At 72.8% G+C, this 25505-nt stretch carries 26 protein-coding genes, 2 pseudogenes and 1 riboswitch; of the genes and pseudogenes, 13 read left to right on the top strand and 15 right to left on the bottom strand.

The window, feature by feature from the left end; translation table 11 throughout:
* Positions 1-57 precede the first annotated feature (57 nt).
* The 4 genes from ABD268_RS02070 to ABD268_RS02055 are packed head-to-tail and all read right to left on the bottom strand — an operon-like array spanning position 58 to position 4413.
* A complete protein-coding gene (locus ABD268_RS02070; protein ID WP_344146821.1) occupies positions 58-1050 on the bottom strand; it encodes a potassium channel family protein in 993 nt (330 codons plus the stop codon).
* A gap of 54 nt (positions 1051-1104) precedes the next feature.
* Positions 1105-1794, bottom strand: a complete 690-nt coding sequence (locus ABD268_RS02065; RefSeq protein WP_344146818.1) for a uracil-DNA glycosylase — start codon at positions 1792-1794, stop codon at positions 1105-1107.
* Positions 1795-1834: 40 nt separating this feature from the next.
* Positions 1835-2926: an SMP-30/gluconolactonase/LRE family protein gene (locus ABD268_RS02060; protein WP_344146815.1), complete on the bottom strand. Its 1092-nt coding sequence runs from the start codon at positions 2924-2926 to the stop codon at positions 1835-1837.
* Positions 2923-4413: a flavin monoamine oxidase family protein gene (locus ABD268_RS02055; RefSeq protein WP_344146813.1), complete on the bottom strand. Its 1491-nt coding sequence runs from the start codon at positions 4411-4413 to the stop codon at positions 2923-2925. Before ABD268_RS02055 ends, ABD268_RS02060 begins: the two co-directional genes overlap by 4 nt.
* A gap of 82 nt (positions 4414-4495) precedes the next feature.
* On the opposite strand from ABD268_RS02055, the gene ABD268_RS02050 reads away from it, so the two are divergent.
* Positions 4496-5149, top strand: coding sequence for a TetR/AcrR family transcriptional regulator (locus ABD268_RS02050; protein WP_344146810.1), 654 nt, complete (start codon positions 4496-4498; stop codon positions 5147-5149).
* Positions 5150-5190: 41 nt separating this feature from the next.
* On the opposite strand, the gene ABD268_RS02045 is transcribed toward ABD268_RS02050, so the two are convergent.
* The 3 genes from ABD268_RS02045 to ABD268_RS02035 all read right to left on the bottom strand — a co-directional run bounded on the left by ABD268_RS02045 (position 5191) and on the right by ABD268_RS02035 (position 9101).
* Positions 5191-6489 (bottom strand): alpha/beta fold hydrolase, encoded by a 1299-nt coding sequence (locus tag ABD268_RS02045; protein WP_344146807.1) that lies wholly within the window; start codon positions 6487-6489, stop codon positions 5191-5193.
* Positions 6490-6585: 96 nt separating this feature from the next.
* Entirely contained in the window at positions 6586-8025 is a 1440-nt protein-coding gene (locus ABD268_RS02040) for an alpha,alpha-trehalose-phosphate synthase (UDP-forming) (RefSeq protein WP_344146804.1), read from the bottom strand.
* A gap of 23 nt (positions 8026-8048) precedes the next feature.
* A complete protein-coding gene (locus tag ABD268_RS02035) occupies positions 8049-9101 on the bottom strand; it encodes a Gfo/Idh/MocA family protein (RefSeq protein ID WP_344146801.1) in 1053 nt (350 codons plus the stop codon).
* 128 nt (positions 9102-9229) lie between these two features.
* Here ABD268_RS02035 and napA point away from each other — a divergent pair, with 128 nt between their 5' ends.
* From napA to ABD268_RS02005, 6 genes are all read left to right on the top strand, one after another.
* Positions 9230-9526 (top strand): nucleoid-associated protein NapA, encoded by a 297-nt coding sequence (gene napA, locus ABD268_RS02030; RefSeq protein WP_344146798.1) that lies wholly within the window; start codon positions 9230-9232, stop codon positions 9524-9526.
* Between the two features lies 1 nt (position 9527).
* The gene (locus ABD268_RS02025) at positions 9528-10040 is read left to right on the top strand and encodes a LytR C-terminal domain-containing protein (RefSeq protein WP_344146795.1); all 513 of its coding nucleotides are present in this window, start codon (positions 9528-9530) and stop codon (positions 10038-10040) included.
* A gap of 73 nt (positions 10041-10113) precedes the next feature.
* The gene (otsB, locus tag ABD268_RS02020) at positions 10114-10959 is read left to right on the top strand and encodes a trehalose-phosphatase (protein ID WP_344146792.1); all 846 of its coding nucleotides are present in this window, start codon (positions 10114-10116) and stop codon (positions 10957-10959) included.
* 119 nt (positions 10960-11078) lie between these two features.
* A riboswitch (SAM riboswitch) is annotated at positions 11079-11218 on the top strand.
* 11 nt (positions 11219-11229) lie between these two features.
* Positions 11230-12522 carry a threonine synthase gene (gene thrC, locus ABD268_RS02015; protein ID WP_344146789.1) on the top strand — a complete coding sequence of 431 codons (1293 nt, stop codon included), beginning with the start codon at positions 11230-11232 and terminating at the stop codon, positions 12520-12522.
* A 67-nt stretch (positions 12523-12589) separates the two neighbouring features.
* Entirely contained in the window at positions 12590-12865 is a 276-nt protein-coding gene (locus tag ABD268_RS02010; protein WP_344146786.1) for a MoaD/ThiS family protein, read from the top strand.
* Positions 12866-12921: 56 nt separating this feature from the next.
* Positions 12922-13398, top strand: coding sequence for a flavodoxin family protein (locus tag ABD268_RS02005; protein ID WP_344146783.1), 477 nt, complete (start codon positions 12922-12924; stop codon positions 13396-13398).
* Positions 13399-13402: 4 nt separating this feature from the next.
* Here ABD268_RS02005 and ABD268_RS02000 read toward each other — a convergent pair whose 3' ends face one another.
* Positions 13403-14632 carry an RNA polymerase sigma factor gene (locus ABD268_RS02000; protein ID WP_344146780.1) on the bottom strand — a complete coding sequence of 410 codons (1230 nt, stop codon included), beginning with the start codon at positions 14630-14632 and terminating at the stop codon, positions 13403-13405.
* Positions 14629-14991 (bottom strand): YciI family protein, encoded by a 363-nt coding sequence (locus ABD268_RS01995; RefSeq protein ID WP_344146776.1) that lies wholly within the window; start codon positions 14989-14991, stop codon positions 14629-14631. Before ABD268_RS01995 ends, ABD268_RS02000 begins: the two co-directional genes overlap by 4 nt.
* 116 nt (positions 14992-15107) lie before the next feature.
* On the opposite strand from ABD268_RS01995, the gene ABD268_RS01990 reads away from it, so the two are divergent.
* The gene (locus tag ABD268_RS01990) at positions 15108-15950 is read left to right on the top strand and encodes an SGNH/GDSL hydrolase family protein (protein ID WP_344146773.1); all 843 of its coding nucleotides are present in this window, start codon (positions 15108-15110) and stop codon (positions 15948-15950) included.
* Between the two features lie 52 nt (positions 15951-16002).
* Complete coding sequence (locus tag ABD268_RS01985; protein ID WP_344146770.1) at positions 16003-16857, top strand: ATP-grasp domain-containing protein; 855 nt, start codon at positions 16003-16005, stop codon at positions 16855-16857.
* Between the two features lie 42 nt (positions 16858-16899).
* Here ABD268_RS01985 and ABD268_RS01980 read toward each other — a convergent pair whose 3' ends face one another.
* Complete coding sequence (locus tag ABD268_RS01980; protein ID WP_344146767.1) at positions 16900-17823, bottom strand: NAD(P)H-dependent flavin oxidoreductase; 924 nt, start codon at positions 17821-17823, stop codon at positions 16900-16902.
* Between the two features lie 273 nt (positions 17824-18096).
* Between ABD268_RS01980 and groL the strand changes: the two genes are divergently transcribed.
* Entirely contained in the window at positions 18097-19722 is a 1626-nt protein-coding gene (groL, locus tag ABD268_RS01975) for a chaperonin GroEL (RefSeq protein WP_344146765.1), read from the top strand.
* A 97-nt stretch (positions 19723-19819) separates the two neighbouring features.
* Here the strand turns inward: groL and ABD268_RS01970 are convergent, their stop codons facing one another.
* The 3 genes from ABD268_RS01970 to ABD268_RS01960 form a co-directional block, all read right to left on the bottom strand.
* Entirely contained in the window at positions 19820-21040 is a 1221-nt protein-coding gene (locus ABD268_RS01970; RefSeq protein WP_344146763.1) for a globin domain-containing protein, read from the bottom strand.
* A 40-nt stretch (positions 21041-21080) separates the two neighbouring features.
* Entirely contained in the window at positions 21081-21521 is a 441-nt protein-coding gene (locus ABD268_RS01965; protein ID WP_344146761.1) for an RrF2 family transcriptional regulator, read from the bottom strand.
* 67 nt (positions 21522-21588) lie between these two features.
* On the bottom strand, positions 21589-22272 hold the full coding sequence (locus tag ABD268_RS01960; protein ID WP_344146758.1) for a helix-turn-helix transcriptional regulator: 684 nt from the start codon (positions 22270-22272) through the stop codon (positions 21589-21591).
* A gap of 107 nt (positions 22273-22379) precedes the next feature.
* Here ABD268_RS01960 and ABD268_RS01955 point away from each other — a divergent pair.
* The 3 genes and pseudogenes from ABD268_RS01955 to ABD268_RS01945 form a co-directional block, all read left to right on the top strand.
* Positions 22380-22790, top strand: a pseudogene (locus ABD268_RS01955) (hemerythrin domain-containing protein); the annotation flags it as partial.
* A gap of 138 nt (positions 22791-22928) precedes the next feature.
* Positions 22929-23192, top strand: a pseudogene (locus ABD268_RS01950) (DUF2249 domain-containing protein); the annotation flags it as partial.
* Between the two features lie 77 nt (positions 23193-23269).
* Positions 23270-24541 (top strand): MFS transporter, encoded by a 1272-nt coding sequence (locus tag ABD268_RS01945; RefSeq protein WP_344146755.1) that lies wholly within the window; start codon positions 23270-23272, stop codon positions 24539-24541.
* Here the strand turns inward: ABD268_RS01945 and ABD268_RS01940 are convergent.
* Positions 24501-24638, bottom strand: coding sequence for a hypothetical protein (locus ABD268_RS01940; protein ID WP_344146752.1), 138 nt, complete (start codon positions 24636-24638; stop codon positions 24501-24503). The two genes, ABD268_RS01945 and ABD268_RS01940, sit on opposite strands and share 41 nt — an antisense overlap.
* Before the next feature lie 9 nt (positions 24639-24647).
* Positions 24648-25460, bottom strand: a complete 813-nt coding sequence (locus ABD268_RS01935; protein WP_344146749.1) for a tellurite resistance/C4-dicarboxylate transporter family protein — start codon at positions 25458-25460, stop codon at positions 24648-24650.
* Between the last annotated feature and the right edge of the window lie 45 nt (positions 25461-25505).

Genomic DNA, 25505 nt, shown 5'->3' with positions numbered 1-25505 from the left:
TCCAATGATTGACGATTAAACTTTATTCCATCGGAGGTGCGCCGTCCAGTGTGCGGCTCAGCGCGCCAGGTCGGTCAGGGCGTCCAGCTCGGCCTGGGTGCCGAGCGCGATCAGCACCGCGCCCGCCGGCACCACCAGGTCGTCGGGCGGGTTGGGCTCCAGCACGTCGTCGGGCGAGCGTCGTACGGCGAGCAGCAGCGCGCCCGTCCGCTCCCGCAGCCGCAGCCCCGCGACCGACTCGCCGGCCACCGAGGAGCCCGCGGCGACCGGCACCTGCTCGACGCGCCAGTCGATGCTCTCGTCGTGCATCACCACGTCGAAGAACTCCGCCACGTGCGGCTGCAGCGCGAACACCGCGAGCCGCCGCCCGCCGATCCGTTGCGGGTTGACCGCGCGGGTGGCCCCGGCGAGGTGCAGCTTGGCCTTGGAGTCCGTCGTGCGGGCGCGCGCCACGATCACGACGTCGGGCCGCATCGCCCGCGCCGAGAGCGTGGCGTAGACCGTGTCGGCGTCGTTGTCGAGCGCGACCACGACGGCCCGCGCGTGCTCGAGGCCCGACTGGCGCAGCACCCGGTCCTCGGTCACGTCGCCCACCAGGTGCGGGATGTCGGGCGGCAGGTCGGCGAGCCGGCCGCGGTCGGTGTCGACGACCACGACCTCGTGGCCCGCCGACGTCAGGAAGTCGGTCGCCGCCCGGCCGACCCGCCCGTAGCCGCAGATGATGACGTGCCCACGCAGGGCTGCGATGCGCCTGTCCATGCGTCGCCCTTCCAGGTGCTGGCGGAGCTGGCCCTCGGTGACGGTCTCGAGGATCACGCCGAGGTTGTAGAGGACGGTGCCGACGCCGACGACGATCAGCACGATCGTGAAGACCATCCCGGCCGTCGACAGCGGCCGCACCTCGCGGAAGCCGACCGTGGCGACGGTGGTGACGGTCTGGTAGACGGCCTCGAGCAGCGTGAAGCCGAGGAACAGGTAGCCGACCGTGCCGAACACGGTGACCGCGACGAGCGCGGCCAGCGCGACCACGAGGCGTCGTACGCTGCTCACGCCGTGACGGTAGCGCCCCGGCCGGCCCCAGGGGCGTGTCTCCCGGACACGCGCTCAGGCCGGAAGGCGCCAGTCCACCTCGCGGCCGCCCTGCTCGACCAGCAGCCCGTTCACCCGGCTGAACGGGCGGGAGCCGAAGAAGCCCCGGCGCGCCGACAGCGGCGAGGGGTGCGCCGACTCGACCCACGGGACCGGCCCGAGCATCGGCTTGAGCCCCTGCGCGTCGCGTCCCCAGAGGATGGCCACGAGGGGGCCGCCGCGGCCGGCGAGCGCGTGGATGGCGCGCTCGGTGACCTCCTCCCAGCCGCGGCCGCGGTGCGAGGCGGCCTCGCCGGGCCGCACGGTCAGGGCCCGGTTGAGCAGCATCACGCCTTGGTCGGCCCACGCCGTGAGGTCGCCGTGCTCGGGGGTCTCGATCCCGAGGTCGTCGCGCAGCTCGGCGTAGATGTTGGCGAGGCTGCGCGGGATCGGCCGCACGTGCGCGTCGACAGCGAAGCTCAGCCCGATCGGGTGCCCGGGGGTCGGGTAGGGGTCCTGGCCGACCACCAGCACCCGGACGTCGGCCAGCGGCCGCCGGAAGGCCCGGAAGACGCAGTCCCCGGCCGGGAGGTAGGGGCGCCCGGCCGCGATCTCGGCCCGCAGGAACTGCCCCATGGTCGCGATCCGCTCGTCCACCGGGGCGAGCGCCTCGGCCCAGTCGGGGGCCATCAGCCCGCGGTCGACCAGGCCTGCCAGCGCGCTCATGCGGGCCACCGTAGTGGGTGGGCCGGTCCGCCCCGACCGGTCACCGCCAGAACGCGTTCGAGGGCAGGTACGGCGCCCGTGCCCGCTCGCGCACCGCGACGTCGAGCACCGCGTGGTGGGAGGTGTCGCCGAAGAAGGACTGGTTGGCGACCAGCACGCGGGTGCCCAGGAACGTCGCCGACGAAGGGGTGTCGAAGGGGATCGCCGAGCCGTTCTCACCGGTGCCGGGCACGGCCGGGAACCGCGCGATCTCGTGGCCGTCCGCGCCCAGCTCGACCAGCTGGTTGGAGAGGCCGGCGTTCGCGACGTAGACGTGCCCGGACCGGGCGATCCCGAAGCCGTCGGGCAGGTCACCGGGGCTGGAGGTCCACAGCGTCGAGAGCGGTCCCGGCCGGCCGGAGCGCCGGATCGGCAGCCGGTAGAGCTTGCCGTCGGTCGGCACGCTGCCGTCGGTCGCGGTCGACTGCTGGGTGATCAGCAGGTCGCGCCGGCCGGGCCGGTAGACCAGCCCCGCGGTCCCGAACTCCGAGCCGTCCAGCTGCGCCGAGGCGAACCACACCCGCGGCTGCACCGAGCCGCGCGGGAGCTTCCAGATCACCGCCTGGCCGTAGTCGCTGACGTAGAGCGCTCCGCCCGGCCCCCAGGTCGCGTAGTTCGGGATGGCCGGGTAGTCCACGGCGTTCGGCGAGCAGTCGGGCCCGGTCGTGCCGGGCGCACACGTCGGCAGGTCGGGCAGCGTGGCCCAGGTGCGGAACCGGCCGGTGCGGACGTCCAGCGTCCGGACGGTCGCGGTCGACTTCTCCAGCAGCACCAGGCGGCCGCGGGCGTCGGCGTTCGCGACCTGCACCCCGCGGTCCTGCGAGAGATCCTGCCCGGGCACGGTCCACGACCGCAGCAGCGCGCCGCCGCGCGACCACTCGAAGACCCGCGAGCGCCGGCGGTCGCCCTGCGGGTCGGTGTAGGTGCCGGCGTACACCCGTCCGTTGCGGTGGCTGAAGACGTACGCCGGGTAGCCGGGCGCCTGCACGTGCGCGAAGACCCGGGTGTCCCACTTCTCGCGCGCCGGCGCCGCCCCCGCGGGTGCCGGTGCGAGCAGCACGACCGCGGCCAGCGCGGCGAGGAGCCTCTTCACAGCCGCTCCAGGACCTCGACGGCGGCCCGCTGGCCCGAACGCACGGCGCCGTCCATGTAGCCGGTCCAGTACGTCGAGGTCTCGGTGCCGGCCCAGTGCACCCGTCCGAACGGCCGCCGGATCGCGGACCCGAGCTGCACCATCGTGCCCGGTGCGTAGTTGGCGACCGGGCCGCCGCGGGTCCAGACCTCGTGGGTCCAGTCGTGCTCGACGTAGTCGACCGGGTGCAGCGCCTGCTCGCCGAACATCGCGGCGAACCCCTCGAGCACGGCCCGGCGCCGCTTCGCCCTCGTCTGCACGCCGTAGCGACGCCACGTGCTGCCGCCGACGAAGGCCAGCAGCACCCCGGGGTCGCCGGGCGCGGGGGAGTTGTCGAAGGCCGCCCGCACCGCGCCGGAGTCGCTGATCCCGAACCCGTTGAGGCCGGCCTCGCGCCAGAACGGGCGCTCGTAGACCGCGTCGCACTTCATCAGCTGGCCCATGTCGAGGTGGCGGAGCAGCTCGAACCGTCGCGCGGGCAGCTTCGGGAACCAGTCGATGTCCAGCACCAGCGGCGGCGGTGCCGCGACGATCACCCGCTTGGCGGTGACCGTGCCGCGTCCGGTGTGGACGACCGCGTGGTGGTCCTTCTGCTCGATGCGGTGCACCGGGGCGGCGAGCGCCACGATGTCGCCGAGCTGCTCGGCCAGCCGCAGCGGGATCAGCTGGGAGCCTCCGACGAACCGCCGCTCCTGGGCTCCGTTCTCGGTGTCGGAGTTGCGGGAGAAGGTGCCGAGGTTCTTCTCGTTGCCCGAGCACGCGACGTACCAGAGCACGTAGAGGAACGACAGCTCGCTGGGGTCGGCGCCGAAGCCGGGCTGGGTCCAGCACCGGATCAGGTTCTCGACGCCGTCGGCGTTGACCGCGTTGCGGCGGATGTACTCGCCCAGGGTCATCTGGTCCCACTCCGCGGCGCGGGGGTGGGTCCAGGGGGCGTCGACCGGGATCTCGGCGGCGTAGCTGTCGATCTCCTGCAGCAGCCGCGCGGCGTCCGGGAGGATCGTCGGGTCCGGCGGCACCGTGCCGGCGTACTCCATCCGCCCGGTGGTGGAGGAGATGTAGACGCTGTTGCCGGTGTTGTACTCCTTGAACGTCGGTACGCCGAGCTCGCGGGCCAGGGCAGCGATGTGCGTCTGGGTGGGGCCGATGAACGCGCCGCCCGACTCGATGGTCGCGCCCTCGCGGAGGCGGTGGTTGAGGACCCGGCCGCCGACCCGGTGGCGGGCCTCGACGAGCAGGACGCGGCGTCCCTGGCGGGCGACCCGGCGCGCGGCCACGAGCCCCGAGATGCCGCCGCCGACTACCACCACGTCCACGTGGCGGGGGAGCGCGCCCTGCAACGAGGCGGCGGCGCTGTCCAGCCCGGTCAGGGTCCCGGTGCCGACCGCGAGGCCGCCGAGCGCGGCGCCGCCCAGCAGGGTGCGACGGGAGAACGGGGAGGAGGTCATGGCGTCTCCAGGTGCGACGTTCGAGGTGCGTGAGAAAAGTGAACCTGTGTCAGTTTCGCGTTGGCAGCCTACACTGGATCGCATGCCTGCGGTACGGACCCATCAACCCACCCCGAAGCGACGGGTCCCGAGGCAGGAGCGCAGCCGGCGCCGCGTCGAGGGCCTCCTCGACGCGGCGGCCCGGCTCGTGGTCGAGCGCGGGGTCGAGTCGCTCACCACCCGCGACATCGCCGAGGCCGCCGGCGCGCCCGTGGCCTCGCTGTACCAGTACTTCGCCGACAAGGACGCCGTGCTCCTCGCGCTCGCCGCGCGCGACATGGAGGAGATGGACGCCCAGGTGGTGGAGGACCTCGGCGCGCTCGAGGTGCTCTCGGTCGCCGGGGTCGTGCGGGCCACGATGACGGCGTTCGTGACGGTCTACCACCGCCGCCGCGCCTTCGTGGAGATCTACCTGCGCGGCCGCACCAATGCCGCCGTGCACCGGTTCGGCCGCGAGCACAACGCCCGCGTCGCCGAGATGCTGCACGCCTTCGCCGTCGACGCCGGCCTCGCCGGCCCGACCCTCACCCCGGACATGGCGCTGCTGGCCGTGGAGGTGGGCGACCGGGTCTTCCAGCTGGCCTTCGAGAACGACGACGACGGCGACCCGGCCCTGATCGAGGAGGGCATCACCATGGTGACCGCCTACCTCGAGCGGTACGCCACCCCCGAGGGCCGCGCCGGCATCCCCCGCTGAGGAGGGGGCGGGCACTTTCCCCGGGCGGGTACCTCGAGGGATCAGCGGGAGAGGGCGCGGGAGCCGCCGGAGCCGTAGCGGCGGGAGGGGTTGGCGCCGATCGCCTCCGCGGAGGCGGTCTTCTTCGCCGGCTTCTTCTTCGCGGGGGTCTTCTTGGCCGGGGCCTTCTTCGCTGCAGAAGCCTTCTTGCCCGGGGCCTTCTTGGTCGAGGCCTTCTTGGCCGGCGCCTTCTTCGACGTCTTCTTCGCGGCCGGCGTGGGGACGCCCTCGGCGTCGCTGGACCACTGCGCGACCCACTCGTCGAGCACCTGCCAGGTGCTGGTGCGCGCGCGGCGGCCGGTGAGCATGCCGAGGTGGCCGCCCGGGACGATCTCGAAGCGCACGTCCCTCGCCCCGCTCAGCAGCGGCACGACGGCCTTGACCGCCGGCGCCGGCGCGATGCCGTCGGTGGCGCCGCCGAAGACCAGCACCGGGGCGGTGATGTCGGCCAGCGAGATGGTGCGGTCACCCAGCTCCATGGCGCCGCTGACGAGCGCGTTGCCCTTCACGAAGCGGTGGTAGAGCTGGCCGAAGGTGCGGCCGGGGTAGGCGATCATGTTGTCGGTGAACCGGTCGACGGCCTCGAGCTGCGCCAGGAAGTCGGTGTCGTCGAGGTGGGTCGCGACCGCCACCGGCTTGGTCACGAGCTTCTGGAACGACGAGAGCTGGAAGGCCCAGCGCACCAGCGGCTTCGGGGCGCCGCCCAGGGCCTGGTAGGTGCGGGTGATGCCGCCCCGGCCGTCGGTGAGGTTCAGCAGCGGGCGCAGCGGGGCGACCAGCGGGACCTGCTTCACGTCGACGGGGGAGCCGACCACGGTCAGCGAGCCGATCGGCAGCTCGGGGCTGTCGGCCGCGGTGAGCATCGCGAAGATGCCCCCCAGGCTCCAGCCGACCACGTGCACGGGCCGGCCACCGGCGTGCGCCGACACCTCGCGGATCGCCGCGGGGATCACCTCGTCGACCCAGTGCTCCATGCCGAGGGCGCGGTCGCGGAAGGAGACCTGGCCGTACTCGACGAGGTACGTCGGGCGGCCCTCGCCGACGAGGTGCTCGACCAGGGAGCAGCCGCGGCGCAGGTCGTAGCAGAGCGCCGGCGCGGCCAGCGGGGTCACCAGGAGGACCGGGTCGCCCTGCTCCTTGACCTTCCCGGAGGGGCGGTAGTGGTAGACCTCACGCAGCATGCCGTCGTCGATGAGGGTGCGCGGCATCGGACGGAGATCGGCCAGGCCGCCGTAGAACACCTTGTGGGCCACGTTGCTGGCGGCAGAGACGACCTGATCGGGCTTCGGGATCAGATCCATGGGCGAAAAGTACCTGACCGCAGGGCGTAGGCACACGTCGTCTCGGCCACACCCGCGCCCGTTCAGGAGCCCGGTGGAGAGGCGTCGGTCGAGACGTCAGGACCGCTTGGCCGGCCGCACGCTCTTGCCGTGCGAGGGCCGCAGCTCGGACAGCTCGGACAGGAAGCTGTCCGCCCAGGCCGCGACGTCGTGCTGCGTGACCGTCTTGCGCATCGCCTTCATCCGGCGCGACCGCTCCTTGTCGTCGGCCCGGTAGGCCTCGAGCAGCGCCGCCTTCATCCCGTTGATGTCGTAGGGGTTGATCAGCCAGGCCTGCCGCAGCTCGTCGGCCGCGCCGGCGAACTCCGAGAGCACCAGTGCGCCGTCGCCCTCGTAGCGGCAGGCGACGTACTCCTTGGCGACCAGGTTCATGCCGTCGCGGAACGGCGTCACCACCATGATGTCGGCGGCCCGGTAGAACGCCGCCATCTCCTCGCGCGGGTACGACGCGTGCAGGTAGTGGATCGCCGGGCGGCCGATCCGGCCGAGGTCGCCGTTGATGTGGCCGACGAGGCGGTCGATCTCGTCGCGGAGGATGCGGTACTGCTCGACCTGCTCGCGCGAGGGCGTCGCCACCTGCACGAAGACGGCGTCCTCGACGTCGAAGTGGCCGTCGATGATCAGCTCGCTGAAGGCCCGCAGCCGTGCGTAGATGCCCTTGGTGTAGTCGAGCCGGTCCACGCCGAGGAACACCCGGCGCGGGTTGCCGAGGACGTCGCGGATCTCCTGCGCACGCTTCTCGACGCGCTCGGAGCGGGCCAGGTCCTCGTACGCCGCGGTGTCGATCGAGATCGGGAACGCGGCGGCCCGCACGCTGCGGCCGTCGGGCAGGTAGACGAGGTCCCGGTGGGTCTTGTGGCCGACCCGCTGGCGCACCAGCCGGACGAAGTTCTGGGCGCCGCCGCTGAGCTGGAAACCGACCAGGTCGGCGCCGAGCAGCCCCTCGAGGATCTGGCGCCGCCAGGGCAGCTGCTGGAACAGCTCGGCCGGCGGGAACGGGATGTGCAGGTAGAAGCCGATCCGCAGGTCCGGGCGCAGCTCGCGCAGCATCTGCGGGACCAGCTGCATCTGGTAGTCGTGCACCCACACCGTCGCGCCCTCGGAGGCGACCTCGGCGGCCCGCTCGGCGAACCGGCGGTTGACCGAGACGTAGGCGTCCCACCACTCGCGGTGGAAGCTCGGCTTGGCGACCAGGTCGTGGTAGAGCGGCCAGAGGGTCGCGTTGGCGAACCCCTCGTAGAAGTACTCGACCTCCTGGGCGGTCATCGACATCGGCACCAGGGACATCCCGTCGGCGTCGAACGGCTCGTGGTCCTGGTCGGTGCCGCCGGGCCAGCCGATCCAGGTGCCGTCGTTGGCACGCATGATCGGCTCGAGCGCGCTCACCAGGCCGCCCGGCGAGGGACGCCACTCCTGCGTCCCGTCCGGCAGGGTCACCCGGTCGACGGGCAACCGGTTGGCGACGATCACGAGGTCGGCGGAGCCAGAGGAAGCCACGGCCCAACCCTAGGTGACGCGGGTCAAGCGTTGCGCTCGTCGACGCGGTAGCGCACCCCGATCTGCCCGCGCAGGTCGTCCATCTGTCGCATCAGGGTCACGGTCTGCTCGAGCGGCACCAGCGGGCTCTCCCGCAGCCCGGCCCGCAGGCAGCGGCCGACCTCGGCGATCTCGTTGCCGTAGCCCAGGCCGAGCACCGGCTCGTCGCCCGCGATGTGCACCGGGTCGCCGCGGCCGTCCCGGTCGTTCGAGCCGCCCGCGGCGAACGGCGTGAACGTCGCGTGCGTCGGGTGGTGGAAGTTGTCGAGGTCGATGCGCCCCAGGTCGGTGGCCAGCGCCCCGGCCCGCGAGGACCAGGAGGTCATCGAGGCCTTCATGGTGGCCAGCGCGCCGCCCGGGTAGCGCCCGGTCACGGCCACGTCCAGGTCGATGCCGCCCTCGGACAGGACGCCCACCGCGTGCAGGGCCTCGGCCTCGCCCAGCAGCAGGTGGGCGAGCGTGAGCGGGTAGATCCCCATGTCCAGCAGGGCGCTCGCGCCCAGGTGGGGGTTGAGCATGCGGTCCTCGGGTGGTGCCTCGACCCGGAAGCCGAGCTCCGCGTGGAAGTGCCGCGGGGTGCCGAAGCGCCCGGCGCGCAGGTCGGCACCGAGCCGCCGCACCACCGGGTGGCAGGCGGTCCACATCGCCTCCATCAGGAACCGGTCGTGGCGGCGGGCGAGGGCCACCATCTCCGCGGCCTCGGCGGCGTTGAGGGTCAGGGGCTTCTCGCACAGCACGTGCTTGCCGGCCTCGAAGGCCAGCCGCGCGTTCTCGAGGTGCAGGGCGTGCGGGGTGGCGATGTAGACCACCTCGACCTCGGGGTCGGCCACCAGCTCCTCGTAGGACCCGTACGCCGCGGCGGCATCCGGCTGCTCGGCGCCGTACCGGTCGGCGAAGGCGCGGGCGCTCTCGAGGCGCCGGGAGCCGACCGCGGCGAGCCGGGCGCCGGGGACCTCGGCGAGGTCGCGGGCGAAGGTCTGGGCGATCTTGCCGGTGGCGAGGATGCCCCAGCTGACGGGGCGGTGGCTGGACTCCATGCGCCAGACCCTAGGCTTCTCCGGGCGACGCGACTCGCCGCGGGCACGCCGGCGATACGAATGACATCGATGTTGTTCGTCGCCTAGACTCGCACCCAACCACCATCACAGCATCGGGGAGACAGCGCATGGATGCCGCGAACGCCCTGCACGGCCACGACGAGGAGGCTGCCCCCAGTCTCAGTGACCGGGACCGCGAGATCCTCGAGTTCGAGCGCCAGTGGTGGAAGTACGCCGGGGCCAAGGAGACGGCGGTCCGCGAGAAGTTCGACATGTCCTCGACCCGCTACTACCAGGTGCTCAACGCCCTGATCGACCGGCCCGAGGCCCTCGAGGCCGACCCGCTGCTGGTCCGCCGGCTGCGCCGCCTGCGCGCCGCCCGCCAGCGCCAGCGCTCCGCCCGCCGCCTCGGCTTCGAGGTCTGAGGTGCGCGTCCGGGACCAGCGCGGCGTGGTCTTCCCCTCGCCCGTGGTGATGCTGAGCATCATCGCCGTCGCCATGGCCGGGATCGCCTACGTCGCCACCCGCGGCGGTGAGCCCGCCGAGCGCGAGGTCACGACCGTCGCCGTGGCCGAGAAGCCGGCCGCCTCCGCGGAGCCCACCAAGAAGCCCACCCTCGCGCCGCACAAGCCGAAGCAGATCAAGCACAAGAAGCCGGCCGTCCAGCGCGGCCAGGTCTACGTCGAGGTCTACAACAACTCCGGCATCACCGGCCTCGCCGGCCGGGTCGCCTCCCGCGCCTCCGGCGCCGGCTGGCAGGTCGTCGGCTCCGACAACTGGTACGGCAGCGTCCCGGCCACCACGGTCTACTACCCGCAGCGGCTCGAGGCCGCCGCGAAGGTCCTCGCGCTCGACCTCGGCGTCCACCGGGTGGTGCCCGCGGTCGACCCGATGCGGCTCGACCGGCTCACGCTCATCCTCACCGGCGAGCTGGGCTGACACCGGGGCCGGCCCGCGGGCCGACCCACCCGCCCGCTCCACGGCGTACGTCGTTCGTGGTTGGGTGTCTCCCATGGAGTTCACCTCGGTCGAGGGCGAGCAGCGGTACGCCGCGCTGGTGCGGGCCGCGGCGACGTGCGTGGTCGGGCTCGACTTCGACGGGACCCTCTCGCCGATCGTCGACGACCCGGCGCAGGCCCACATCCACCCCGACGCCTCCGACGTGCTGGTCGACCTGGCCACCCAGGTGCAGGCGATCGCGGTGGTCACCGGCCGGCCCGCCCGGCAGGCGCTCGCGCTCGGCGGCCTCGAGGAGGTCGGCAACGCCATCGGTGACGCCGGCAAGGAGCTCTACCTCTTCGGGCAGTACGGCAACGAACGCTGGTCGTCCACCAACCGGCGGGTGATCTCGCCGCGGCCGCCGCACGGGCTGGCGACCTTCCTGCGCGAGCTGCCCCGGATCCTGCGGCAGGCCGACGCAGCCGACGCCCACATCGAGGACAAGGGCCTCGCCGTCGCCGTGCACACCCGCCGCCTCCCGGACCCCCGGGGCGCCTTCGAGCGGCTGCTGCCGCTGGTCCGCGAGCAGGCGCGTCGCCACGAGCTGACCGTGGAGCCGGGCCGCAACGTCATCGAGGTCCGCTCGCCCGGCATGCACAAGGGCGTGGTCGTCGAGACCCTGGTGCGCGAGCTCGAGCCCGGCGCGCTGCTCTTCGCCGGCGACGACCTCGGGGACGTCGAGGCGTTCGAGGCGGTCGCGACGCTGCGCGAGCAGGGGTTGCCGACGCTGCTGGTCTGCGCCTCCTCGGAGGAGGAGAGCAGCCTGGAGTCGCGCGCCGACGTCGTGGTCAAGGGGCCCGAGGGGGTCCTCGACCTGCTCCGCCAGCTCACCGTCGACGCCCGCGACCTGCGTGCCTGAGGAGTTGTGTGGCCCAGGGTGCGCCATGGCGCACCCTCAGCCACACGACCCGGTCCGTCCCCGACCAGCATGCGGACGCGATGTGCGCATCGTGAGACGGCTCCCGTAGAGTCCTGACCAGCTCATCGAGAGGGACTGAGGGAACGGCCCTGTGAAGTCCCGGCAACCGCCGCGAGCCCCCACGCCCCGCCCAGGGACGCGGTCGCGGAAACGGTGCCAATTCCGGCCCGGTGCGAGAGACGCCCGGGGAAGATGAGGAGGAGGACTTCCATGAGCGCTGTCGTCGCCGAGCAGGCATCCATCCCCGGTACCACTCAGGGCAGCGGTCTGCGCGAGGGCGCCTTCGGCAACGCCCGCGCGCTGTCGTGCCGCGAGTGTGGCCACCAGGTCGACCTCGGGCCCCACTACGCGTGTCCGGAGTGCTTCGGTCCGCTCGAGATCGCCTACGACTTCCCGGCCGTGACCCGCGAGGAGATCGAGGCCGGGCCCCGCAACATCTGGCGCTACAAGGCGCTGCTCCCGGTCCCGGCCGACATCGAGGAGAGCCCCAACATGGAGCCCGGGTTCACCCGGCTGCTCAAGGCGAACAACCTCGGCCGCCAGCTGGGCATCGACAACCTGTGGGTCAAGGACGACTCGACCAACCCCACCAACTCCTTCAAGGACCGCGTGGTGGCCTGCGCCCTGAGCGCGGCCCGCGAGTTCGGCAGCAAGGTCTTCGCCTGCCCCTCGACCGGCAACCTCGCCAACGCCGTCGCCGCGGCGGGCGCCCGCGCCGGCATCAAGACCGTCGTCTTCATCCCGAGCAACCTCGAGCAGCCCAAGCAGGTGAACTCCGCGGTCTACACCGACTCTCTGGTCGCCGTGGACGGCAACTACGACGACGTGAACCGGCTGGCCTCCGAGATCGCGGGCGAGGAGGACGGCTGGGCGTTCGTCAACGTCAACGTCCGGCCCTACTACGCCGAGGGCTCCAAGACCCTGGGCTACGAGATCGCCGAGCAGCTCGGCTGGCGGCTGCCCGACCAGATCGTCATCCCGGTCGCCTCCGGCTCGCAGCTGACCAAGGTGCACAAGGCCTTCCAGGAGCTGATCAGGCTGGGCCTGGTAGCGGACAAGCCCTACAAGGTGTACGGCGCGCAGGCCACCGGCTGCTCCCCGGTCTCGGTCGCCTACAAGGGTGGCGTCGAAGCGATCCGTCCGGTCAAGCCGGACACCATCGCCAAGAGCCTGGCCATCGGCAACCCCGCCGACGGCATCTACGTCCTCGACATCTGCCGGGAGACCGGCGGGGCGGTCGAGGACATCACCGACGACGAGGTCCGCGAGGCGATCGTCCTGCTGGCCCGCACCGAGGGGATCTTCACCGAGACCGCCGGCGGCACCACGGTCGGTGTGCTGAAGAAGCTCGTCGAGACCGGTCAGCTCGACCCCACCCTGGACACCGTCGTCATCAACACCGGGCACGGCCTGAAGACCCTCGACGCGGTCTCCGGCTCCGTGGGTCCCGCGGCCACCATCGACCCGTCGTACGCCGCGTTCGCCGCGACCGGGCTTGCGTGACCGCCCGGTCGGCGTAGTTTTCCTGTCAGAGCCGCCGAGTCGGCGCAGTCTTTCTCGAGGAGTCTCCATGAGCGTTTCGGTCCGGATCCCCACCATCCTGCGGACCTACACCGGCGGCGAGTCGGAGGTGTCCGCCGAGGGCGGCACCCTCGCCGAGGTGCTGGACCACCTGGACACGCACTACTCCGGCATCAAGGGCCGGATCCTCGACGAGGGCGGCGGCCTGCGCCGGTTCGTGAACGTCTACGTCGGCAACGACGACGTGCGGTTCCTCGAGAACCTCGACACCGTCACGCCCGACGGGACCCAGATCTCGGTGATCCCGGCGGTCGCCGGCGGCTGATCGCGCAGGGGACCTTCGGCTCTGCCCCGGCCCGCACGGGAGAGAAGACTTCCGACATGGAGCGGCCACCCCTGATCCTCTGCGTGTCGGTGTCGGAGGGAAACACGGCGCTGGTGGCCCGCGCCATGGCCGAGGTCCTGCGAGCCGACGTGCGCGAGCCGGAGGACGTCGATCCCCACACGCTGTCCGAACGCCCGCTCGTCGGGTTCGGTTCGGGCATCTTCCGAGGCTCGCACCACGCCCGCCTGCGCAAGTACGTGGAGCGGCTGCCGCACGTCCGCGGAACCCGCGCCTTCGTATACACCACCTCCGGGATGGGGCGGTCCCAGTCCCTGCCCTGGCAACGCTCGCTCGAGTCGGTGCTCCGGGACAGGGGATTCGAGGTCGTGGGCTCGTTCTCGTGCCGTGGCTTCGACACGTGGCTGCCGCTGCGCATCGTGGGTGGGCTCAACAAGGGCCATCCCGACGCCGAGGACCTCGCGCGCGCCGGCGAGTTCGCCGAGCGCATCGCCGAGGAGCTGCCGGCCCGCTGACGGGTCACGGCCCGCCGGCCAGCCGCGCGCGCCGCTCGATCAGGTGCGCCTTCTCGGCCAGGTTCGTGGACCGGCCGATCGCCTCGTCGTACGACGTGCGCGCCTCGTCGAGGCGACCGGCGCGCGCCAGCAGCTCGGCCCGGGCCGCCGGGAGCCGGTGCCCCGCGAGGACGACGCCGTCGAGCAGCGCGAGCCCGGCGAGCGGGCCGTCCGCCTCGGCGACGGCGACCGCCCGGTTGAGCCGGACGACGGGGGAGCCGGTGAGCTCCTCGAGCTCGCGGTATCGGGCGGCGATCCGCGGCCAGTCGGTGTCGCCGGCGGTGCGCGCGACCGCGTGCTCCGCGGCGATCAGGGCCTGGAGGAGGTACGGCGCGGGCGGTGCGTCGACCAGCGGCGTCAGCAGGTCGAACGCCTCGACGGCCTCCTCGCCGTGCCACGCGTCCCGATCCTGGTCCGGAAGCAGCACCAGCCGGCCGTCCCGCACCCGCGCGTCGCGCCGGGAGTGCTGGACCAGCATCAGCGCCAGCAGCGCGTCCAGCTCCGGCCGCCCGGCGAACGAGTCGGGCAGCAGCGACCGCAGCACCCGCACCAGCCGGATCGCCTCGGCCGCGACCCCGGCGCGGAGCACGTCGTCGCCCGAGCCGGGGGCGTAGCCGCTCGTGAACGCCAGGTAGGCCACGTCCGCGACCACGCCGACCCGGGACTCCAGCTCCGCCCCGCAAGGGACGGTGAACCGCTCGCCGGCCAGCTTCTTCCGGGCCCGGGTCAGCCGCGCCGCCATGGTCGGCGTGCTCACCAGGAACAGCCGGGCCACGTCCTCGGTCGGCACGCCGAGCACGAGGCGCAGGGTGAGCGCGGCGGCCGACGCCGGCGGCAGCGACGGGTGCGCGCACAGGAGCACCAGCCGCAGCCGCTCGTCGCGAACCTGCTCGCCCGCCTCGGCCATCACGCGTTGCGCCTCCTCCTGCAGGTCGGCCTCGACCGCCAGCAGCGGCAGCTTGCGGGCGGCCACGGCCTCGGTGCGCAGCCGGTCGGTGACCCGCCGGCGGGCCGTCGTGAGCAGCCATGCCGGCGGGTTGGCGGGGACGCCGTCCGAGGGCCAGGTGCGGGCGGCCGCCTCGAAGGCGTCGGCCAGCCCGTCCTCGGCCAGGTCGAGGCGCCGGAACTGCGCGACGAGCAGGGCCAGCAGCCGGCCCCACTCGTCGCGCAGCGCCTCGGAGAGCGCGTCGGTCACGCGTTCCCGGAGTGGTCGACGGTGGCGCGCACCTCGACGACGCCCTCGGCGCCGGCCAGCAGGCCGCACACCTGGAGCAGGTCGTCGAGGTCGTCGGCGTCGACGAGGTAGTAGCCGGTCAGCTGCTCGACGGTCTCGGCGTACGGCCCGTCGGTGACGGTGACCGCGTCCAGGTCGCCCCGGACGACCTTGGCCCCGCGCGAGTGCGTGAGCTCGTTGCCGCCCACGACCTTGTGGCCGCGCTCGGCCAGCAGGCGGGCGAACTCGCCGTGCCGGGCGTACATCTGCGCCTTCTGCTCCTCGGTGGCCGCCTCCCAGGTGCTCTCGTTGCCCGGCAGCAGCACGACGTACTCGGTCATGGTGGTTCCTCTCGATCGTTCGTGGACGAGTCTGTCACCGTGATGACGGACGGGCGCCGGGGAAATCGACATGTCGCGTTCCGCAACCGTTCAGGTCCGCCTGCTTGAACAGCCGGGTGACCCGATCCCGAGAACGCGCCCTCCTCCTCGCCGCGGCCGCCACCGGCCTCGGCCTCGCCGGGAGCGGGCTCCGCTACGGCGCCCGCGAGTTCCTGCACCGCCAGGCCGACGCCGCCCGGCGTGTCGTCGGCAAGCCGCTCGGCGAGGTGGCCCCGGACGCGGACGGCCGCTACAAGAAGAAGTACGGCGACCCGCTGGAGCTGCTGCTCCTCGGCGACTCGATCGCGGCCGGCCTCGGGGCCGACCTGCCCAAGGAGACGCTCGGCGCCCGGCTGGCCAAGCGGCTGGCCAAGGCGACGCGGCGCACCGTGCGGCTCACCACCGCAGCCCGGGTTGGCTCGGAGTCCTCGATGCTGGCCGGCCAGCTGGCCGGGCTGCCCCCGGCGTACCGCCCGGACGTGGCCGTCATCGTCGTGGGCGGCAACGACGTGACCCACCGGGTGCCGGTCGGCGAGTCGGTGCGCCACCTCGAGGAGGCCATCGTCGCCCTGCGCCACCGGGGGACCGCCGTGGTGGTCGGCACCTGCCCGGACCTGGGGGCGCTGCGTCCGGTGCCGCAGCCGCTGCGCGCCCTCGGGTCGCGCGCCTCGCGGCAGCTCGCCCGCGCGCAGGAGACGGCCGCGGTGCGCAACGGCGCGCACGCGGTCTCGCTGGCGCACGTCGTCGGGCCGTTCTTCATCACGAACCCCGACGAGATGTTCAGCCTCGACCGGTTCCACCCCAGCGCGATCGGCTACAAGCGCACGGCCAAGGCGATGCTGCCCTCGGTGCTCGCGGCGCTGGGCGTGGTCGAGCAGGTCCCGTTCGGGCACCGGCCTCCCGAGACCACGGCGCGGTGACCCGGCGGCAATCCGGTGGACCGGCGCGCTGCCGGCCGCCTAGCCTCGCAGCGTGACGACCCTCCTGCTGGCCACCTTCGCCCTGCTCCCCGAGGGCGAGCCGGGCGGTGACCTCCTGGTCGCCGAGCTCGCGGCACGAGGGGTGGACGCGCGCTGGGCGTGCTGGGACGACCCGGCCGTCGACTGGGCCGCCGCCGACCTGGTCGCCGTCCGGTCCACCTGGGACTACCACCGCCGCTGCGCGGACTTCCTCGACTGGGCCCGCGCCGTGGAGAAGGGCACCCCGCTGCTCAACGGTGCCGAGGTCTTCGCGTGGAACGCCGACAAGGCCTACCTCGCCGGCATCGCCGACCGGGTGCCGGTCGTCCCCACGTCGCTGCTCGACGACCGCACGCTGGTGGCCGGCCTCGGCGCGGCCATCGACCGCTTCGGTCCCGTGGTGGTCAAGGCCCGGACCGGCGCCAGCGGGGTCGGCGTCGTCCAGGCCGAGCGCACCGACGACCAGCGGCTGAGCGGGCTCACCGCCGGTCCCTGGATCGTGCAGCCGCTGGTCGAGTCGGTGCGGACCCGGGGCGAGACGTCGGTGTTCGTGCTCGGCGGGGCCGCGGTGTCGCAGGTCGACAAGCTGCCGGGCGCGGGCGAGATCCGGGTCCACGAGGAGTACGGCGGGGTCTCCAGGCCGGTGCCGCTGGCCGACGAGCCCGCCGCGGTCGCCGTCGCCGCGATGGGGGAGGTCTCGGCGCTGCTCGGGGTCGAGCTCGACTACGGCCGGGTGGACCTCATGGAGCTCGACGGTCGGCTGGTCGTCAGCGAGCTGGAGCTGATCGAGCCCGGCCTCTACCTCGACGTGCTGCCGGGCAACGCCGGCCCGTACGCCGACCTCGTCGCCGCGCGCGCGTCGGGCTGAGTCGTCAGCCCGGTTCGTCAGCCCGGTTCGTCAGCTGGGCTGTCAGGCGGGGTGCGTCGGGAGCGCCCGGGCGAAGCCGGCGACCACGTCGGCCGCGGTGGTCTCCCCGGTGAGGGCGGCGACCCCCTGCCCGGCGTACACGTGGGCCACCGAGAAGTCCCCGGCGGTGACCGCCGCGCCGAACCGGTCGCGGGCGGCGTCGTCGAGGTCGTCCTCGCGGCCCTGCCACTCCTCGAAGAACGCGTTGGCCACGGCCCGCCCGCCGAACTCCCGCGGCCACGGCGCCTGCGTCGCCACGTCGAAGACGCGGCCGTAGCCGGTCTTCTCGGCGGCGAAGAGCGCGGCCTTCGCGGCGGGGGTCCCCTCTGCCTCCGCGCACCCGAGGAACGCGGTGCCGACCCAGGCGCCGGCCGCACCGGCGGCGAGGACCGCGGCCAGCCCCCGGTGGTCGAGGATCCCGCCCGCGGCGTAGACCGGCAGGTCGGTCCGCCCGAGCACCAGCTGGAGCAGCGGCAGGGTCGCCATCTGGTCGCGCCCGTGGCCGCCGCCCTCCCCACCGCGGGCGACGATCACGTCGACGCCGGCCGCCACGGCACGGTCGAGGTCGGCCGGTGAGCCGACCTGCGTCGCGGTCGGGATCCCGGCCTCGCGCAGCCGCCGCACCGGCTCGGCGTACTCGCCGAAGCTGACCGAGACCAGCGCCGGCCGCAGCTCGACGACCGTGTCCAGGTGGTCCGGCGCCAGGTCGAGGCCCCAGGCCAGCAGCCCGATGCCGTACGCCGTGCCGCCGGCCCCGGCGATCGCGGCCTCGCGCCGGATCCAGTCGCTGCCACGGTCGGGGGCGACGCCGATCATCCCGAGGCCGCCGGCCGTGCTCACCGCGTGGGCGAGCCGCCCGCCCGCCGGGCCGGCCATCGGGGCGCTGATCAGGGGCACGGCGGTGCGGAGCGCGGGAGGAGGCTGCATGACTGTCACGCTAGGGCCCGGCCTGCCGGACCGCGAGCGGCGTCGGTGCGAGGGAAAGCCCCGGAACCGGGACCCGTGGCAACTGTTTGCACTCGCCCCGGGCGAGTGCTAAACATGGCACTGGCACTCTCGTGATGAGAGTGCCACCACCGGACCGGGGAGTTGAGGTCTGAAGCGTCGGCGGGAAGGGTCCGCCGGGTCAGCCAGATCGTCCGTCGCGGGCAACGAGCCGGACCGTCCACGAACTCTTCAATGCGAAGGATCGCAGGAGTTATGCCGAAGCTGATTGCATTCGACGAGGAGGCCCGGCGCGGCCTCGAGCGTGGCATGAACACGCTCGCCGACGCCGTCAAGGTGACCCTCGGCCCCAAGGGCCGCAACGTCGTGCTCGAAAAGAAGTGGGGTGCTCCCACCATCACCAACGATGGTGTGAGCATCGCCAAGGAGATCGAGCTCGAGGACCCGTACGAGAAGATCGGGGCCGAGCTCGTCAAGGAAGTTGCCAAGAAGACCGACGACGTCGCCGGTGACGGCACGACGACCGCGACCGTCCTGGCCCAGGCCATGGTCCGCGAGGGTCTGCGCAACGTCGCCGCGGGTGCGAACCCGATGGGGCTCAAGCGCGGCATCGAGGCGGCCGTCGAGGCCGTGTCCGAGCAGCTGCTCGGGATGGCCAAGGACGTCGAGACCAAGGAGCAGATCGCTTCGACGGCCTCGATCTCCGCTGCTGACACCACGGTCGGCGAGATCATCGCCGAGGCGATGGACAAGGTCGGCAAGGAAGGCGTCATCACCGTCGAGGAGTCGAACACCTTCGGGCTCGACCTCGAGCTCACCGAGGGCATGCGCTTCGACAAGGGCTACATCTCGGCGTACTTCGTGACCGACCCGGAGCGTATGGAGACGGTCCTCGAGGACCCCTACATCCTGATCGCGAACCAGAAGGTCTCGAACGTCAAGGACCTGCTGCCGCTGCTCGAGAAGGTCATGCAGTCCGGCAAGCCGCTGGTCATCATCGCCGAGGACGTCGACGGTGAGGCCCTGTCCACGCTGGTCGTCAACAAGATCCGTGGCACCTTCAAGTCCGTCGCCGTCAAGGCTCCGGGCTTCGGTGACCGCCGCAAGGCCATGCTGCAGGACATCGCGATCCTGACCGGCGGCCAGGTCATCTCCGAGGAGGTCGGCCTCAAGCTCGAGTCGACCGGCATCGAGCTGCTCGGCCAGGCCCGCAAGGTCGTCATCACCAAGGACGAGACCACCATCGTCGAGGGCGCCGGCGACGCCGCCCAGATCGAGGGTCGGGTCAACCAGATCCGCGCCGAGATCGAGAAGTCGGACTCCGACTACGACCGCGAGAAGCTGCAGGAGCGCCTGGCCAAGCTGGCCGGCGGTGTCGCGGTGATCAAGGTCGGCGCGGCCACCGAGGTCGAGCTCAAGGAGCGCAAGCACCGCATCGAGGACGCCGTTCGCAACGCGAAGGCGGCCGTCGAGGAGGGCATCGTCGCCGGCGGTGGCGTGGCGCTCGTCCAGGCCGCGGCCGAGGCGTTCGCCAAGCTCGAGCTCGAGGGTGACGAGGCCACCGGTGCCCAGATCGTCAAGCTGGCGACCGAGGCCCCGCTCAAGCAGATCGCGATCAACGCCGGCCTCGAGGGCGGCGTCGTGGCGGAGAAGGTGCGCAACCTGACCCCGGGCCACGGCCTGAACGCGGCCACCGGTGAGTACGTCGACATGCTCGCCGAGGGCATCATCGACCCCGCCAAGGTCACCCGGTCGGCGCTGCAGAACGCCGCCTCCATCGCGGCGCTCTTCCTCACCACCGAGGCCGTAGTCGCGGACAAGCCGGAGAAGGCCGCCCCCATGGGTGACCCGTCCGGCGGCATGGGCGGCATGGACTTCTGAGTCCTGCCCCACCCCCAGCCACACAGCAGGGCCCCGGTCTTCGGACCGGGGCCCTGCTGCATTGTCGGCCGGCTTTCCCTGAAGCGGCGGCGCTCGGTCAGGCGGTGGCGAGCCACTTGTCCGGCCCGAAGACCTCGTAGTGGATGCGGGAGGCGGGGACCTGTCGCGCGAGCAGCGACTCGCGGGCCGACTCCATGAACGGCAGCGGGCCGCAGAGGTAGACCTGCGCGTTCGCCGGGATCTCGACCGACCCCAGGTCGACCCGGCCGAGGTTGAGCACGTCGCGGGTCGGGCGCAGGCCGAGGTCCTCGTACCAGCGGTGCAGCGACGCGGAGGGGAGCGCGGCGACCAGCTCCTTGAGCTCCTGGCGGTGCGCGTGGCTGGCGGGGGTGCGGTCGGCGTGGACGACCAGCACCTCGCGGGCCGAACCCTTGCTGAGCAGGTGGCGCAGGAAGCCGATGATCGGGGTGACGCCGATGCCGGCGGAGACCAGCACGAGCGGGTCCTCGCCCTCGTCGAGCACCATGTCGCCGAAGGGCGCGGAGACGGTGATCTCGTCACCCTCGAACACGTTGTGGTGCAGGAAGTTGGACACCTCGCCGGCGGGCACGATGCCGTCGTGGTCGTCGCGCCGGGCGGGCACCGCCTTGACCGAGATCGCCCACTCGCTCGGCTCGGACGTCCCGGTGAGGCTGTACTGGCGGATCTGCTGGGCCCCGTCGGGGAGCCGGACCGCCACCGAGATGTACTGGCCGGGCCGCGACTCCGGCAGCGGGCTGCCGTCGGGGGAGGCGAGGGCGAAGGAGACCGTGTCGGGGGACTCCTGCAGGCGCCGACGCACGACCAGGGTCCGCCACACGTCGCCGGCGGCCACGCCGGCCCCGGCGTAGAGCTCCTTCTCGATCGAGATGAGCGAGCCGGCCATGTGCCAGTAGACCTCGTCCCAGGCGGCGGCCACCTCGGCAGTGACGGCGTCGCCGAGGACCTCGACGATGGCGGCGAAGAGGTGCTCGTGCACGATCGGGTACTGGTCCTCGGTGATGCCGAGCGACGCGTGCTTGTGGGCGATCCGGGTCAGCACCTCGCGCGGGTCCGGGCCGCCGGGGGTGACGAGCAGGGTCGCGTAGGCGGCGATGGCGCCGGCCAGCGCCCGCTGCTGCTCGCCCTGGGCCTGGTTCCCGCGGTTGAACAGGTCGCGCTCGAGCTCGGGGTGGGCGGCGAACATGCGCCGGTAGAACACCGGGGTGATCTCGTCGATGGCGGCGCCGATGACGGGCAGGGTGGCCCGGACCACCTCGGTGGCCGAGGGGGACAGCATGGTGGCTCCTTCAGGGGTGAGAGGGGGATCGATCTCTGGGTCAGTCTCGGGGGCGACCGCTGAGGTTGAGCAGGATCGTCCGGGTCGGGGGAGCGGTGAGGTCCGCGATCGTCAGCGGGTCCAGCGCCGCGAAGAACGCCTCCTGGGCGTCGTGCAGCGCCGCGCGCAGACGGCAGCCGCCGCGCAGCGGGCAGGGGACGGGGCCCTCGCACTGGACCACCTCGCCGGGGCCCTCGAGGCTCCGGACCAGCTGGCCCACGGAGAGGGAATGGGCGTCGTCCCGCAGCCGCAGCCCGCCGGCCCGGCCGCGCCGGGTCTCGACGACACCGAGCCGCTGCAGCTCGGCCACCACCTTGGTGGCGTGGGTGTACTTCACCTCGAGCTGGTCGGAGACGGTGCGCGTGGTGGACGTCGAGTCCTCGAGGACCGCCAGGCGCATCACGATGCGGAGCGCCAGGTCGGTGAAGCCGGTGAGCTGCACACGAGCAACGTAGATTAATTCGAATCTGAGATACCAATTAAGACGCGCGCGACGTGCGTCACATGCGTCACTCCGGCCGCGGCGGTACGACGAGCCGGCACGCGCCCGGCTCGGAGAAGGGCTCGAGCTCGCTGGCGGCCGGGTCCGCGCCGTACTCCTCCAGGGCGCCGCGCACGATCCCGAGGTGAACCGCGCAGACGACGTCGGGGTGCCGGTGCGCCGCCTCCAGCAGGGGGCACCGGGTGAGTCGCACGGTGGCGGGGTCCTCCGCCTCCTGCTCGGGCCGGAAGCCGAGGTCGTCGAGCAGCTCGACGACATGGGTGCGGGCGGCGTCGGGCGTGGTCGGCGCCGCGCCGCGGGCCTGGGCCAGGTCGTGCCCCCACTCCTCGCCGGCGACCGCGGCGTCCGCCGCGGGCGAGGGGCTGGACCGGCTGATCGCGGCCGCGAGCGCGGCGGCCAGGCCGGCGTACTCCGAGGTCTCGACCTCGGCGTCGGTGATCGAGTAGAGCCAGGCCGGCCGACCCCGACCGCCGGGCTCGGCGCGCTGTCGCGCCACCAGTCCGCGACGGACCAGCACGTCGAGGTGCTCGCGCACGGTGTTGGTGTGCAGGCCGATGAGCCGCGCCAGCGCGGCCAGCGTCAGCGGCTCGGCCTGACCGCGCAGCACCTCGAGGATCGCGGCCGCGGAGTCGGACAGCGGCCGTGCGCCGGTGCCCGGGCGCGGGCCGGGTTGCGATGTGACGGAGGACATCCGGCCCTTGTCATTTTTCACGGTCTCGATTGTAGTAAAAAGGTGTCGAGCCCACCATCACGGGCCACGGGACAGGCCCCACCGGGGCGCAGTGAGGAGAACCGAACATGAACGACGTGGTCATCGCCTCGAACGAGGCCGACGCCCGAGCCGCCGAGGCAGTCGAGCACCACCATGCGGAGATGACGGGCGCGTTGACGCTCGCCGTCGAGAGCCTGACGGCGGCGGCCGGGGGCGGGCAGGTGGCGGCGGCCGCGGAGCGCCGGCTCGACCTCGTCCGCTGGTGCCGCGAGGAGCTGGTCCCGCACGCCCTGGCCGAGGAGACCACGATGTACGCCGCCGCGGCGGAGATGCCGGAGGCCCGGCTGCTCGTCGAGGCGATGCTGGCCGAGCACCGCGCGATCGTGGCGCTCGTCGACGAGCTGGCCGCGACGTCCGAGCCGGTCGCCGCCAGTGGGCTGGGCCGGGCCGTCCGGGCCGTCTTCGAGGTCCACCTGGCCAAGGAGAACGAGCAGGTCCTGCCGCTCCTGGTCGCCGCCCCGGGGGTCTCGGTGGCCGACCTGCTCGGTGGCATGCACGAGCTGCTGGGCGGCGGGGCGAGCGGGGCGAGTGGTGCCGAGCACGGGGCGCCGGACGCCGGTCACCGGAGCGGCGGCCACGAGTGCACCTGTGGCGAGGCCGACGACGCCGGGCTGCCCGAGCTCGACGCCCGCGCCATCCCGCACGCGATCCGGCACGCCACCGTGTTCGGCGCCCTCGACGGCGTGCGCAACGGCCAGGGCCTCGTGCTCCGGGTCTCCCACGACCCGCTCCCGCTGCTGGGCCAGCTGGAGCAGCGGTCCCCGGGTGCCTTCGAGGTGGACTACCTCGACCGCGGTCCCGACGTCTGGCGGTTGCGGTTGATGCGGAAGGCGGGCTGAACCATGCAGATCCCATTGGCAACAACGGCCACATGCGCCATGGTGGGCACGACCTTGTTGTCGGACGGAGGCGTGCGATGAGCGACAGGTTGCTCGAGGGGCGGCGGGCCGAGCAGGCCACGCACTCGCCGTGGCTGATGCTGGCGATGGCGACGATCGGGTTCGCCCTGAACTTCTGGGCGTGGGCCCTGATCAGCCCGCTCGGGCCACTGTTCCGCGAGCAGGGCACGCTCGGCACCCTCAGCGAGTCCGACGTCGCCCTGATGGTCGCGGTGCCGGTCATCGTGGGCTCCCTGGGCCGGATCGTGGTCGGCGCGCTCACCGACAAGCTCGGCGGCCGGGTGATGTTCCCGATCGTCTCCGGGGCCACGATCGTCCCGATCCTGTTCCTGGCGTTCTTCGCGCTGGACTCCTACGCCCTGATCCTGGTCGGCGGGTTCTTCCTCGGCATCTCCGGGACCGCGTTCGCGATCGGGGTGCCGTTCGTCAACGCCTGGTTCCCGCCGGAGCGACGCGGCCTCGCGGTCGGCATCTTCGGCGCCGGCATGGGCGGCACCGCGATCAGCGCGCTGACGACGGTGAAGCTCTACACGAACGTCGGCGAGAAGGCGCCCTTCCTGATCACCGCCGCCGCGCTCGCGGTGTACGCCGTGCTGGCCTGGGTGATCATGCGGGACGCGCCGGGCCGCACCGCCCCGACCACGTCGCTGGTGGCGCGGCTCTCGGCCAACGCCCGGCTGCCGATCACCTGGCAGGCCTGCCTGCTCTACGCCGTCGCCTTCGGCGGGTACGTCGCGTTCTCGGTCTACCTGCCCGCCTACCTCAAGACCGACTACGGCCTGACCCCGGCGGACGCCGCGAACCGGATGGCCGGCTTCGTGGTCGTGGCCGTGGTGATGCGCCCGGTCGGTGGCTGGCTCTCCGACAAGCTCGGGCCGATCCCGGTGCTGGCCACGGCGTACGCCGTCGTGGTGGTCGGGGCCGGCGTGGCGGCCACCCACCCGATCCTCGAGCACATCGGCACCGTCGCCTTCCTCGCGATGGCGGCCGCGCTGGGCGCCGGCAGCGGCGCGACGTTCGCGCTGATCGCCAAGGTCACCGAGCCCTCGCGGGTCGGTGGCGTCACCGGGCTCGTCGGCGCCGCCGGTGGGCTCGGAGGCTTCGTGCCGCCGCTGATCATGGGCTACGTCTACGGCCGGACCGACTCCTACGCGATCGGCCTGTGGATGCTCTCGGTCACCGCGGCGCTGACCCTGCTGCTCACCGTCACCGTCGTCCGCCACACCGAGCGCGCCCACGACGAGCGGGTCAGCTCCGCGGCCGCGGACCCAGCAGCACGGAACGCGTGACATGGAGGATCATCCCGGCGAGCACCATCGCCCAGGCCGCGAAGGCCACCCACAGCTCGAGCGTGGGCTCGTAGCGCAGCGGGATCCGGCGGGTCACGTGCCGCCATCAGCCCGCGGCGACCAGGACCGGGATCAGCCAGGTCGCGAAGCCCCAGAAGACCACCGCGAGGCCCGCGATCAGGCCGCGCGTCGCGTCGACCATGGGGGCGTCGGCCATCTCCACGATGCGGGCGCCGGCCAGGACCGTGATCGCCATCGCGCCCATGGCCACCCAGTACGGCGGGGTCAGCTCCTCGGGGCCGAAGTCGTAGAGCATCAGGCGCAGCGAGACGAAGATCCCGGCAGCGGCGTAGAGGAACACGCCCACCGACCAGGAGACGACCGCCAGCAGCGCCAGCTCGCGGCGTCCATCGGCGACGACCGGCTCGATGCTCGCCGCCGCGACCGCGACCGACTCGCTGGCCACGACCCAGATGAACCACGTGCCGTTGGCGGTGGCGACCACCGGGCGGGTCTGGGGACCCAGCACCGCGGTCCACGGCACGACGTACCCGAGCACCAGCCAGACGGCGCCGGCCAGCGCCAGCATCGCCGCGGTGGTGCCGTGGTGGCCGTCCATGCCCAGCCGGACGCCCAGCACGTTGGTGCCCGCGACGAAGGTGAAGAAGCCGAAGGCGCGACGCGGGTCGAGGAAGTCCTCGACGGTCGCGCGACGGTAGGCCACGAACCGCCACAGGCTGAGGCCGAGGAGCACCCCGAACGCCGTGGCGCAGACGACCAGCAGCAGCCAGGACAGCGCGGCGTACCCCTCGAGCTCCATCCCCACCGAGAGGATGCCGCTGGCCATCACCAGCGCGAAGTAGCCGGGGGTGAGGCCCTCGACGGCGGTGCGCACGCGGTCGGCGAGGGGCTGCGGCATTCCGGCAGGTTAACGACGAACCGAGAGGTGTGTCAGTGACGGACG

The organism is Nocardioides koreensis (genome assembly GCF_039531775.1).
Classification (GTDB): domain Bacteria; phylum Actinomycetota; class Actinomycetes; order Propionibacteriales; family Nocardioidaceae; genus Nocardioides; species Nocardioides koreensis.
The sequence above is the reverse complement of the archived record's forward strand: the minus strand, read 5'-3'. Positions and strand labels throughout refer to the sequence as shown.